This is a genomic window from Pedobacter cryoconitis (assembly GCF_001590605.1).
Classification (GTDB): Bacteria; Bacteroidota; Bacteroidia; order Sphingobacteriales; family Sphingobacteriaceae; genus Pedobacter; species Pedobacter cryoconitis_A.
Window position 1 is genome coordinate 5,431,943 of sequence record NZ_CP014504.1, and the last position, 14,003, is coordinate 5,445,945.

Genomic DNA, 14,003 nt, shown 5'->3' on the forward strand with positions numbered 1-14,003 from the left:
GAGTTTAGTTAAAAAGCCAGTTATACACCAGTAGTAACCGAATATACACATATACGTGATAAATGAACAGAAAGGATTTAAATAAAAAAAAGAAACAAATTATCCTTTAAACAGATAAATGCTTTTAGAGTGCGTTTAAAAGCATATGATCAAAATTTTCTAAATGAGAAATTAGAAATTGAACAAAATGAATAGAATGAGCCGTTCATTTTGCTCATTTCAAATGAATGATTTGAACACTCAATTAGAAGCGGCCTTTACTTAAAATTGTCGGAAAGTATTAAAGTTAACCTCTAAAACTGCCGGTATGAAATATACGTCTACTCCCCGAATCTTAAAAAAATACCTCTGTCTTCTCGTTAGTATACTAGCTATAACGCTATTTGGTACACGATCGTATGCACAAACAAAAAATTACGCGACGGTAACCCCTTCAACAGGAATTGCTAGTTATAACATTGGATCGGATAATCCAAACTCCAATCCAGGTAACGTGGCATCGGTCGATAATCCTGAAAATGCAATCCTGCAGCCGCCGGGTGCACCAGCTACCTTGAATGCCAGATATGTTAGCTTACTCGGATTGGGGTATGAAGGTGAAGCGTATATACAGCTTAAATATGGCAGCCCTCTAATCGCCGGGAAAACCACCTATGTTCGTTTTGACCAGCCTACCAGTAATGGTTTAAACCTCGATTTACTCGGAATTGTAGGAGATCTTACCGGGCTCTTCTCCAAAAGGATTGTACAAATTGATGCTTATAGTGGTGCAACTGCTGGCAGCAGCGGTACAATAATACCAGCTACTAATGTTTCGGCTACAGTGGTGACAGATGTTAACGGGAAAACTTATTTTGCAGTTACCTCCTCAGTTGCTTACAATTCACTTCGTATCCGGTTAAGAGTACGCAGTAATACACTTTCTATCAGTCTTGGAAGTTCAATCAATATGAATGTATATCCTGCATTCAATTATGATCCCGATAATTGCAGCTCTTCTATATTTACGAATGTAGCAGCAACAGGCTTAAATGTTTCTTTAACCAGCCTGGTTTCTAATCCTCAAAATGCTATTGATGGTAACTTGAATACTTTTTCACAACTTCAGGCAGGAGTAGTGACTTTAGGATCATCAGTTTCACAAACTATTTATTTAAACGGACTTTCCTCCGCAACAGATGTTGCTAAAGTTGTATTTTCCCAAGGTGGTTCTGTGCTCAGTGTGAACGTACTGAAAACAATTACCGTGCAGGCCTTTAATGGAAACACTGCTGTCGGCAATGTGAATTCACTTGGTAATTTAATAAATCTCGATCTGCTTGGCTTATTTACAAATAATACGCAGGTCCCGGTTTTCTTTACACCGGGTGCTCCATTTGACAGGATCAAAGTTACCCTGGATAATGGTCTGGCCATAGGAGGTAACTTACTGGCAGGAGGCTTGAATATTCACGAAGCGCAGCGCACAGTACCTAAGCCCTTATTTGACGGGGTAGCTGGTAATGCACAAATACTATGTGGAGGCGGTACTTTAACCTTAACCCCCCAAAGCCCTGATGCTGGATACACTTATAATTTTTACAAAAAAGTTGGCCCTAATGGTCCAAGAACAGTTGCTATAGGCGTAACAGCAAATGTACTGACAGAACCTGGGCTGGCAGCTGGAGTTTATACCTATTATGTAGCTGCGCAGAAAACAGGTTGCGTTGCAGAATCCGATCTGGACAGTGTGGTGGTAACTGTTAAACCAACGCTGTTATTCACTGCAACTCCATTAAGTAATGGAACAGTTGGCAAAGTGTATACGAAACAAATTAACCCTGCAACCAGCGGAACAGGTCCATACACCTATGCAATTGCTCCGGGGAGTGCATTGCCTTTAGGTTTAACCATGACCTCAGCAGGTCTGATCAGTGGAACACCTACTGCAGCAGCGGCAGCAACGACATTTAGTCTGATTGCAACTGATGCAGGGGGATGCAAAGCCACAGCGGTCCATACTTTAACTATCACAGGAACTTTAACTTTACCAACATCAATTTTGCCAAATGGTATAGTCAATAAAGTTTATCCAAATACACAATTGCCAACTCCAACAGGAGGTAGCACACCCTACACTTATACTGCAACAAATCTGCCTCCGGGCGTTACTTTAGATCCCGCTACCGGATTGTTCACAGGAACACCTACAACCGCAGGTACTTATGTTATTCCGGTAACTGTTACCGATGCTGATAATAATAGTGTGACTACGCCTTACACAATCATAGTAAGAAGTCCGCTGGTATTGACAGCCTCAACCTTATCGGATGGTACCAATGGAATGCCTTATACTCCACAAATTATCCCTTCAGCAACAGGTGGAAGTGGCATCCTTACTTATAGTGCGGTGAACTTGCCGGCAGGATTAAGTTTTGATCCGGTAACCAGGGCAATTACAGGAACACCAACTCAATCAGGTACCTTCACTTTCCCAGTCACTGTAACCGATAACGAAAACAATACAACGACCTTAAATTATACCCTTACCGTTAGAGATGCTTTGGCATTAGGTAGCGTTGTATTTCCTGAAGGAGCGGTTAATGTAATTTATCCGACCCAAACGATTCCGGATGCAACTGGTGGAACAGGCCCTTATACTTATGCAGGTTTGAACTTGCCTCCCGGACTGACTTTTGATCCTTTAACTAAAACTGTTTCAGGAACACCTGCGCAATCCGGTACTTTCACCCTTTCAATCAAAGTAACCGACGCAGTAAACAGGACCATCACTGTTCCTTACACTTTAAAAGTTGCCGGTGCACTTATACTGCCAACTGCTACTTTAGCAAATGGTCAAGTAGGTGCAGTATATACCTCTCCAAGTTTACCAGCAGTGGCAGGTGGTACAAGTCCTTATACTTATACTATTGCAGCAAATCAATTACCTGCAGGTTTAAGCTTCGATCCTTCGACCAGGGTGATCTCAGGAACTCCAACCGCGGGTGGTAATTATACCCTTACGATGAAAGTCACTGATAACGCAGGAAATACGACCAGTACAGACTATGCACTGAATATTACTGTTGATGCACCTGTTGTAGCAGGCGTGACAATTTGTAGCGGTAATTCTGCAACTTTAACAATTGATAACCTTACAAATGGTGTAACTTATAATTTCTATTCTTCAACCGGAAATACACCACTGGGTACCGGAACCACATTTACTACACCTGCATTAACAGTAACTACTACGTATTTTACTGAAGCAGTTTCAGGAACAGCAGTAAGCGCGCGTATTCCGGTTACCGTAAACGTGAATCCTGCGCCAGATGCACCAGCTGTATTAATTAATAGTGTAACAATCAGTTCTGGCCAGACAGCAACCCTTCAGGCTACCGCTACCTCTGGCTCAACTATCAAATGGTACGCAGCAGCAACAGGTGGAATTGAACTAGCTTCGGGTGGAACTTTTACTACACCACCGCTTACTGGCAATGCCACTTATTATGCAGGAACATCCAATAGTTTTGGCTGTACCAGCGCAACCAGAGTTCCAGTTGCAGTGAGCGTGATTAACGGAACAGTTAATCCGAACTGTTATGCTGCAACCAAACAAGAAAGTGGAATTACGGGAGGCTTATTATGTATTGCCTGTGCAATCTTGGATCCAGCCAATTCTACCGATGCTGATCTGACGAATTATACCAGAATATCGTTACCAGCAGGTATTGGAACTACCGGATACCAACGTTTGATTTTTCAGAATCCTGGCGCAGCAACAGATAGTATCCGTCTTGACCTGGAAATACCATCAGGCCTGTTAGATTTATCAGTTTTAGGTGGAACTACCATTAACGTGATGAATGGTACTACTGTAGTGAGCAGCTACCCATTAAACTCATCCCTGATCCATTTAAGTTTATTAGGAGGAAACAGATTCAAAGCCAGCGTTGTAGCGGGCGGCGTTTATGACAGAGTAGAAGTCAAAGTCAATGCACTTCTTTCTGCATTGATCAATGTATATATTTATGGTGCTGATGTTGTCGCTCCAAATCCAACTATAGTTACAGGAAATCAAACCATTTGTTCGGGCTCAACTGCCACACTGCAAGTTGCACCAATAGCAGGTACGACCATTGTCTGGTATAGTGCTGCAACCGGGGGTACAATTTTATCGACAGAAAATATCTTTACTACACCACCACTAACTGCAACTACAATCTATTATGTACAAGTAAGTAAAAATGGCTGTGCCAATGAAACGCGTCTTCCTGTAACGGTTACGGTAACCACAGGCCTTACATCTCCGGTGCTGGCCACAGTAGTTCCGGTTTGCACAGGTTTACCAGCAACCTTATCAGTAGACAGTCCGATAGCTGGGATCACTTACAAATGGTACGCAGATGCTACAGGTGGAACGGCTTTATTTACAGGTACTGTTTTCACCACTCCTGCATTGACTATAGCTACTACATATTATGTAGAAGCGACCAATGGAAGTTGTGTTTCAGCAACCCGTACAGCAGCAAACATTACTGTGAATGCCCGCCCGGTTACGCCACAGATTACTACTGCAATGACAACAGTAGCTCAAGGTCAGCGGGTAATCCTGACAGGAACTTCAGCAGAAAACAATGTAACCTTTAACTGGTATACTGATGCTGCTGCAACTACCCCTGTATTTACCGGAGCAACGTATTTAACACCACCGCTTACCGCCACTACAACTTTTTATCTCGATGCGATTTCTACAGTGACTGGTTGTGCTTCTTCGACCAGGGTACAACAGACTATTACTGTCGTGCCAACCGGAACACCTATACCAGTAGGTTGTGAAGGGCCAATCAGTCAGACCAATGGCGTTGGTGGTTTAGCCTCTATATTAGCCAGAGTAGATAACCCTGAATTGTCGATTGACGGAGATCAGCAAACTGGATCGACATTGGCGATACCAATTGGTATAGGTTCGAATGTTTATCAAAAAGCTGTTTTTGCAGGATTATCTAACGTAGGTGATACGGTAAGGGTACTGTTAAATTCACCAGGTCAGTTATTGTCACTTTCACTGGTTCCAAGCGTAACTGTAACTACTTACCAGGGTAACACCAGTAACAATGACGGTGTTGCTATAAACAATCCGATTATTAACCTTCAATTGTTAAGTGGTGGCACTCAGGCCCTGCTTACTTTTGTTCCGGCTGCTCAGTTTGACGGGGTAGAAGTTAAGTTGAACTCAGGTCTTGTGGGTGCTTTAACCGCTATCAACTTTAACTATGCAAAAAGAACAGCGCAAGCACCAGTAGTTGCTTCGGCCGATGTAACTGCTTGTTTAAATGCACCAGCTACTTTGGCTGTGCCTGCTCCGCAGCCAGGTATCATCTATAAATGGTACGATGCCGCCGGTACCTATTTAGGTAATGACGGAGCTACCTTTACTACACCTGCAATTACAGCAACTACTAAATTCTTTGTAGAAGCATCAAGAGGAGGTTGCGGAAGTTCAAGAACTCAGGTGAATGTAACCGTTAGTCCTGCGCCTTTAACTCCATTATTACTTGCACCGTCACAAAGTACTTGTGCAGGATCAAGCATACAAATCAAAGTACAAAGCCCTCAGGCCGGAGTCACCTATAACTGGTATAAAGCTGGGGTATTGGTTCCTGGTCAGACAACCTCCATATTTACAGATGTAGTTACTGCAGATGTAACTTATGAAGTAGAGGCTGTTAATAACTGCGGTACCACTTCTGTAAAAGCAGCTGTAGCAGTTACTGTGGGGATTTTAACGCCACCAGTATTGACTCCTGCAGCAGTAACGATTAATTCAGGAGAAAAAGCAGTGCTGATTGCAAACTCCTCAACCACTGGTTTAACTTATCACTGGTATGGTGCTGATCCGGCTGTTGTGCCAGGCACTCCAGAATTATCAACATTGGCAAATGGTGCAAACGGAATGTTTGCAACTGATCCGCTGACTGCAACCACTACTTTCTATGTAACCGCTGAAGGTACAGCAGGAACTTGTATTTCGGCTGCCGCTTCTGTTGTCGTTACCGTAAACACGATTACACCAAATCCAGGGTCAGTTCCTTGTGAAGGTGCAACTGTTGCACAAGCTACAGAAGTGAATGGCCCTGCTTTATTCGCAGGTGTCGCTAATCCTGCTTTTGCAGCAGACGATGACGCGACTACAAGTTCTTCACTCTTTATTCCGGTTGGATTAGGAAATAGCTATGTAAGTCAGCGGGTAGGTTTTGTGGGACTTTCAACCCCAGGTGATCAGGTTAAACTAAGCCTCACTCAAACAGGTGCACTGCTTACTTTGGGTATTGCCAACAGCATTACCGTAACGACTTATAAAAATGGGATCAGTAATAACGATGAAAAAAACATTACCGATCCACAATTTAACCTGAATATCATTTCTGGTAATAAAGATGCGACTATCATGTTTACTCCCGGCACTACTTTCGATGCTGTAGAGTTGAAACTTAAATCTGGATTAGCAGGTCTGCTTACTTCTGTCAATCTGAACTATGCACAACGGATTATAGCACCTCCAACTGTTGTTGCAACTGCAGTTTCGGCATGCGAAGGCAGCGCAGCAACACTTGCGGTGAGTAATCCTGTTACCGGGGTAACTTATACCTGGTATGATAGTTCAGGCGCAGTAGCAAGTAATGATGCGACTTTCAGTACACCAACTACGCTGACTGCAGGAACTTATATCTATACAGTAAATGCAACTCGCGGTACTTGTGCTGGATTAGTGAGCACTACGGTAACGGTTATAATTACTGGTGCAGCTCCAGCTGCGGTACCAGCAACAGGAAATCCAGCAACAACTTGTCTGAATACACCAGTTACCTTAAGGGTAGATCCGGTTACAGGTGTTACTTACAATTGGTACGATGCATTGACTGCAGGAAACCTGATTGCCTCAAATACAAATAGCTTTATTACCCCAACCAGTCTGCCAGCAGGAACTACAACTTATTATGTAGAAGCTTCAAATGGCAACTCCTGTGGAAATGCATTGGCAAGAACTCCAATAGCCATTACTATTAACCCGGATGCTACAGCTGCTGATATCACTGTTAGTGGTGCAGAAAATTCTGTGTGCGTAGGTACAGGCGCTGTATTAACAGCGACAAGTACATTGACCAATCCAGTATTTACCTGGTATAAAGATGCTGCATTAAGCGATGCAGTATTTACAGGAGCAACCTTTAATGTGCCTTCAGTAACGGCAACTACAAATTACTATGTCACTGTAAAAGCAGATACCAAATGTGCAAACGCAGCTGGCATGGCCAAAGTGGTTACTTTAACTGTAAATCCACCAGCTACTGCTGCTGATATTACTGTAACTGGTATACCAGTAAGTACTTGTGCAGGTGATCAGGTTACTTTAACTGCCAGCTCAGCGACAGTGTCCAATCCATTATTTATCTGGTATAAAGACGCTGCATTAACTATCGTGGCACAAACCGGAGCAACATTTGTTGCTACAGCCTCCGCAACAACTACGTTATATTATGTAACCGTTCAGGGAACTAATAAATGTAAAAATGCTGCAGCTGATGCAAAAGTTGTCACCCTGGTTGTGAATCCACCTGCAACTGCTTCAGATATTAACGTGAATGGTGTTCCGGCAATCCTTTGCTCGGGATCTGGCACAATTTTAACAGCAAGCAGTCTGACTGTGGTTAATCCAGTATTTACCTGGCATACTGATGCTGCTTTAATGAACCCTGTATTTACAGGTGATGTTTTCAATGTCCCTGCACTTACAACAAGCAAAACATATTATGTAACCGTACAAGGACTGAATAAATGTCGGAACCTTGGTGGCCAGGCTTTGGCAATCACTTTAAATGTGAACGCTCCATTGAACTTTGCAGGTAAGGCACTGAATGATGGTTCTACAATCAATCCATACAGTGTACAAATTGATCCTGCTACCGGTGGTACAGCGCCTTATACTTATGCACTGGCATCAAGCAGTACTTTACCAGCAGGATTAACCTTATCATCTGCAGGATTAATCAGCGGAACACCAACTACAGCTGGAAATTATACATTTACAATTAATGCCTCTGACAGTAAGGGCTGTAGTACTGCAGGCGTATTCACGCTGAACATCGGTACTACAGCTGTATTGTCACTACCAGCAGCAATCCTGCCAGACGGACAAGTAGGTACAGCATATCCTGTACAAACCTTACCAGCTGCAATTGGTGGAACAACTCCTTACACTTATGTAGCTACTGGTTTACCAGCAGGATTGTCATTTGATCCTGCAACCAGGAACATTACCGGAACACCAACTATAGGTGGTATGTTCACTGTGACCATGACAGTAACCGATGGCAATAACAGGAACGCCTCGGCAAACTATTCGCTGAATGTGATTGTACCGGCACCAATTGTTGCTGACGGATCGAATTGTGGAGGAAGCCGCGTTACATTGGTAGTTACCAATGCAGTACCTGCAATAACCTATAACTGGTTTGCGGATGCAACTGCAAGAATCCCGATTTTTACAGGAACAAGCTTCCAGACCCCTGCTATAACAGTGAACATGATTTACTATGTAGAAGGTCTGGCTGGAATAACCAGTACGAGAGTTGCTGTAAATGTGAACTTGAAATCTCCGGCCAGTTCAGCAGATATTACAATAACAGGTATTCCATCTGTAGTCTGCGGAGGATCAGGAGCTAGCTTAACTGCAAGCAGTGCAACTGTAAGTAACCCAGTATTTACCTGGTACACAGATGCTGCATTAACTACGGCAGTATTTACAGGTGCAGTATACAATACACCTGTACTGACCACCAATACTACTTACTACGTTACTGTACAGGGACCGAATACTTGTGAAAGCTCATCGGCCACTGCCAAAACAGTAGTTCTAACTGTAAACCCGGCATTGATGTTCAATGGCGCAACACTAGCCGGCGCATCTACCTCAACTACTTATTCAGCACAGATTGGTTCTGCAACAGGAGGTACTCCTGGATATACTTACAGCCTTCAGTCAGGAAGTACGCTTCCAGCAGGTTTATCGCTGTCATCAGCAGGATTACTGACCGGGACACCAACAACAGCAGGGAATTACGCCTTTGCTGTAACTGCAACAGATAGTAAAGGATGTACAGCAGTGGCCGCCTTTGTTCTTGGTGTAGGCAGCAGTACACAAATGACCTTACCACCAGCAACTTTGCCAGATGGACAGGTAGGTAGTTCATATACGCCTCAGACCTTACCGGGAGTAGTTGGCGGCACGGCACCTTATACTTATGTGGCTACAGGATTGCCTCCAGGATTAAACTTTGATCCGGTAACCAGAGTAATCTCAGGAACCCCAACATTAGGAGGAAGCTTCCCGGTAGTGGTAACTGTAACTGACGGAAACGGCCTGACCGCAACCAATACTTATACCATTAATGTTACCGTACCAGCATCAGCAGTAGGAGATGCCATAAGCTGCGGAGGAAGTCCGGTTACTTTAACTGTAACCAATGTACTGACAGGAGTGACTTATAACTGGTATAACACGCCAACAGGTGGAAGCGTGTTGTTCACTGGGCCAGCCTTCCTGACACCTGCAATCACTGCAACGACAATCTTCTATGTGGAAGCGATTTCGGGAACAGCGAGCAGTGGCAGAATTGCAGTCAATGTAACTGTTGCAGCAGCACTTTCATCGCCAGTAGTAACGGTGAAATCAAGTACACTGAGCAGTATCACTTTTGGCTGGAACGACGTTCCTGGAGCAACCAGTTACGAAGTATCAATGGATGGAGGAACAACCTGGACCAGTCCAAGTTCAGGAGCTGCGGGTACTGCACATCTGATCTCAGGACTTCCGGCAAACACTACCATTAAACTGATGGTGAGAGCAAAAGGAAATACAACTTGTCAAACCAGTACCGCGGGCAGTGTAACAGGTACTGTTATAGATAGAATAGTGCCTAATGATATATTCATTCCGAATACATTCACGCCAAATGGAGATGGTAAAAATGATATCTTCTATGTCCATGGAAACGCAATTGCTAAAATGAGAATGTGCGTCTATAATCAGTGGGGACAATTCATCTTTGAATCATTGCAGCAGCAAGTAGGATGGGATGGTTCATACAGAGGACAAATGCAACCGAACGGGGTATATGTGTACTATGTTGAAGTCACCCTCACAGACGGCTCTACAGCTATGAGAAAAGGAACAATAACCATTTTAAGATAACAGACCCATTAACCTGAAATATAAATAACATGAAGAAACTATCAAAAATCATCGTCTTGGGCTTGTTGTGCATTACGGGAGCTTCGAAGGTTAGTGCGCAAATCGATCCTCACTTTTCACAATATTATGCCAATCCATTATGGCTTAACCCGGGTTTAACCGGGGTCATCGATGGAGATTACAGGGTATCAGTAAATGCCAAACAACAATGGGGGTCAGTCTCCAATTCTTACCTCACAGCAGGCGCCTCATTTGATATGGCGCCTACTAAAAACCTTGCTTTTGGAGGGATGATCCTGAATCAGAATGCAGGAGATGTGAGTTATAATTACCTGAACGCTCTGGCTTCAGCTGCTTACAGGATCCGTTTTGGCCGTGCAGGTTTAAGCATGATTAACTTTGGTTTGCAGGCAGGGGTCTTAAACAAGAGCTTTGATCCTTCCAAAGTTACATTGGGAAGTCAGTTTAACTCTGGATCCGGGTACGATCCAGGTTTACCATTCAATGAAAATTTCACAGCCAGTAATACATTGGTGCCAGATGTCAATGTGGGGGCCATGTACTTTGATGGAAGCGGAGACAAGCGTGTCAATGTATTTGCAGGAGTTGCAGCCAATCACCTGACCAGACCGATTGACCGTTTCCTTGGAAATGAGGTCAGAATACCTATTCGCTATACCGCGCATGGTGGTGCCCGTGTTAAAGTAAGTGATGTATTTGATATTACGCCCAATGGACTTTATATGAAACAAGGGAATGCGCATGAAACTTCGGTTGGCGCTTATGGCCAATTCTATGTCAATCCGGAAGCTGACCTGATGTTTGGATCCAATTACCGTTTTGAAGATGCTGCGATAGCTTTCTTTGGGCTGCACCTGAAAAATATGACTTTCGGAGTGAGTTATGACTTTAATACTTCAGGGCTTAACCGTGCATCAGGAAGTAAAGGTGGATTTGAATTGTCAATATCCTTTACCAGCCGCAAGGGAATTGCAGGCCCTAACTTCTTTTGTCCACGCTTATAACCCACAAATATGAAACCTCTCAGACTATTGCTTTTGATCTGTTTACTAAGTACAGGAGCAAAGGCCCAATATGTAGCCAATAATAAAAGAATTGCTGATGTGTATTTCCAGAATAAGGATTATTACGCAGCAGCCGAATATTATAAAAAAGCACTGAATATTTCAACCGATACCACAGGATTCGTTGTGCCTTATGCTTTTGAGGCTAAGGTAAAAAAAGAGAGTCCAAAGCGTCCTGAATATGAATATTGTGTTTTTCAGTTGGCGTCTTCACTCCGCCTTTATAAGGACTTCAGGGGAGCGGAAGCCTGGTACGCCGTTGCCAGAAACTTCAACGACCCTAAGTACGTCTTAAGCATATTCTATTTCGGAGAAAGTCAGCGTTCCAATCAAAAATTCAATGATGCGATCATTTCTTTTAAAGAGTTCTTAACTAAATATAAGCCGAATGATGACTATACGGAGAAAGCGAAGCTTGAAATTGCTTCCTGTAATTTCGCCTTGTATGAAATGCGATATCCGCGCTTATATAAATTCAGTAAACTGCTGAATCAAATTAATGATCAGGGTTCTAATTATACCCCATTGCTGATGAACAATAACTTCTATTTTACTTCGTCCAGACCTGTTGCGGTAGGTAATAAAACGCAGACCGTGAAGGATAGCAAGCTGAAGACTAAAGTTATCAAATCAGAGAACCCTTTTATCAATGCAATTTATTCAGCTTCTGGCGGCCCATTAAGAACATCGACTACAGTGCAAAAAATAGGTGCGCCAGAAAAAGGCAAAGAATTCGCGGCTCCGGCATTCAGTCCTAACGGAAGGGTGATGTATTTGACGAGCTGGAGTGGGGCAGGTAATAGAAAGATATACCAGGTCAATGTTTCCAGAGGTACCGGAGAGGTCTGGGCAGCACCAAAGGTGTTAGGCACTGAGGTAAATGTGGAAGGCTTCAATTCGATGCAGCCTTTTGTAACTAAAGACGGAAAATATCTTATTTTCTCTTCAGACAGACCTGGTGGATTGGGTAAGTATGATCTTTGGTATTGCAAACTTCGTAGTGACGGTACTTTGAGTGAAGCTTCCAATATGGGCAATACAATCAATTCTAAGGAGAATGAAGAAGCGCCTTATTACAATGCCCGGACTAAAAAAATACTGTTCAGCAGTAATGGAAGAGTAGGGATGGGTGGACTGGATTTCTATGAAAGTTCGGGTGATTTCGGTACTTGGTCTGAGCCGAGAAACTTAGGATTCCCATTTAACTCCTCAAAGGATGATGCTTATTTTACCCCTGTTGATAGTGAAGATAGTGAAGGGTATATCAGCTCTGACAGAGAATCGGTATGTTGTCTGGAGATCTTTCATGTTAAAAAAGATTTTCTTACTGTAGAGGGAACAGTCTTAGATTGTAAAACCAATTCACCACTGGATAGTGCGGTGGTTACCTTGAGTGATTCTATACAATTCATAAAAGTGATTACCGGGTCAGATGGTAAATACAGGTTCAAGGTCAATTCTAATCGTCAGTTAACATTAAAGACAGAGAAGAACCTTTATTTCAGAAAAGTGCTGAATTATAGTTATGATGAACTGGCTAAATTAGATACGCTTTTGAATCCGAGGATCTGTCTGGATGGTTTCATCATTAATAAACCGGTTATTCTGGAGAATATCTTATATGACTTCAATAGCACTAAGCTTAATCCTGCATCAGAAACTATACTGGATAAACTCTACCAGAAACTGGTTGACAATGAGACCTTGGAAATTGAATTGAGTGCACATACTGATAATGTAGGTAAGGCTGCTTACAATGTGAAACTTTCAGAAAGAAGAGCGCAGTCCTGTGTAGATTATCTGGTGGGCAAGGGAATTGCTGCCAGCAGAATAACAAGCAAGGGTTATGGTTTTAGTAAACCCATTGCGCCAAATCAGCTGCCAAGTGGAAAGGATAATCCGCAGGGACGTCAGCTGAACAGAAGGACTGAATTTAAGGTTACCAAACAATAAATACTCAAAGCCTGCCTTGAATGATGAATTCAGGCAGGCTCTTTTAATAGCTGCTTTAGCTTATTCAGCAGCACTGCCATCTCAAATGGTTTTTCCAGATAAGCATCTGCCAATAAATTTTCCCGCATGATATAGTCTTCAGAAAAGCCACCTGAGATTAACATAACCGGTAAGTGAGCAGTAGCTGGCCTGATCCGGATTTCTTTGAAAATTGCTCTTCCATCCATTCCGTCGAGTCTGATATCCATCAGGATAATGTCTGGCCTGAACTCTTCAATAATCCTGAAAACCGGCCTTCCGTTCATCAATGGAAAAACCTTATACTTATTCTCTTCGAGAACCATTTGAATGACTTCCAGTAAATCCGGATCGTCTTCTACAACTAGTATTCTATTCATAATTTTAAAAAACATCCTGAACAAACAGAGTGCCATGATTAGCAGAAAGAATTGATACTTTTGTTTTATTATTTATAAAAGACACATGCAGCCCAAAGAACAAATAGAAGCGATTGCTAATACCTTACTCCCTAGTTTCATACCGAAAGATAATCAGGAAACGACGTTATCTTTTCATTTTACTTTACCTCCTGACAATAGCTATAAAGTTTTCTTTGAAAAAGATGCCAAGGCAAAATGGCAGTTTATACGCTATGAAGAAGCGGAGCGTTAAGAGATAAGATTAAAGCGTTTAATTCACAAATTTTAAAACAGTTCAGGCTTATTAACCTT

At 42.7% G+C, this 14,003-nt stretch carries 5 protein-coding genes; 4 read left to right on the forward strand and 1 reads right to left on the reverse strand.

Annotated elements, in window-relative coordinates; translation table 11 throughout:
• The first annotated feature begins 307 nt into the window (after window positions 1-307).
• From AY601_RS23095 to AY601_RS23105, 3 genes are read left to right on the forward strand one after another with little or no spacing between them, the layout of a single operon-like run.
• Window positions 308-10,234 carry a putative Ig domain-containing protein gene (locus AY601_RS23095; RefSeq protein ID WP_084359416.1) on the forward strand — a complete coding sequence of 3,309 codons (9,927 nt, stop codon included), beginning with the start codon at window positions 308-310 and terminating at the stop codon, window positions 10,232-10,234.
• Window positions 10,235-10,263: 29 nt separating this feature from the next.
• The gene (locus AY601_RS23100) at window positions 10,264-11,259 is read left to right on the forward strand and encodes a PorP/SprF family type IX secretion system membrane protein (RefSeq protein ID WP_068405751.1); all 996 of its coding nucleotides are present in this window, start codon (window positions 10,264-10,266) and stop codon (window positions 11,257-11,259) included.
• 9 nt (window positions 11,260-11,268) lie between these two features.
• Entirely contained in the window at window positions 11,269-13,272 is a 2,004-nt protein-coding gene (locus tag AY601_RS23105; RefSeq protein WP_068405754.1) for an OmpA family protein, read from the forward strand.
• A gap of 29 nt (window positions 13,273-13,301) precedes the next feature.
• Here the strand turns inward: AY601_RS23105 and AY601_RS23110 are convergent, their stop codons facing one another.
• The gene (locus AY601_RS23110; RefSeq protein ID WP_198163569.1) at window positions 13,302-13,670 is read right to left on the reverse strand and encodes a response regulator; all 369 of its coding nucleotides are present in this window, start codon (window positions 13,668-13,670) and stop codon (window positions 13,302-13,304) included.
• A gap of 85 nt (window positions 13,671-13,755) precedes the next feature.
• Between AY601_RS23110 and AY601_RS23115 the strand changes: the two genes are divergently transcribed.
• Window positions 13,756-13,944, forward strand: coding sequence for a hypothetical protein (locus AY601_RS23115; RefSeq protein WP_068405760.1), 189 nt, complete (start codon window positions 13,756-13,758; stop codon window positions 13,942-13,944).
• Window positions 13,945-14,003: the final 59 nt, after the last annotated feature.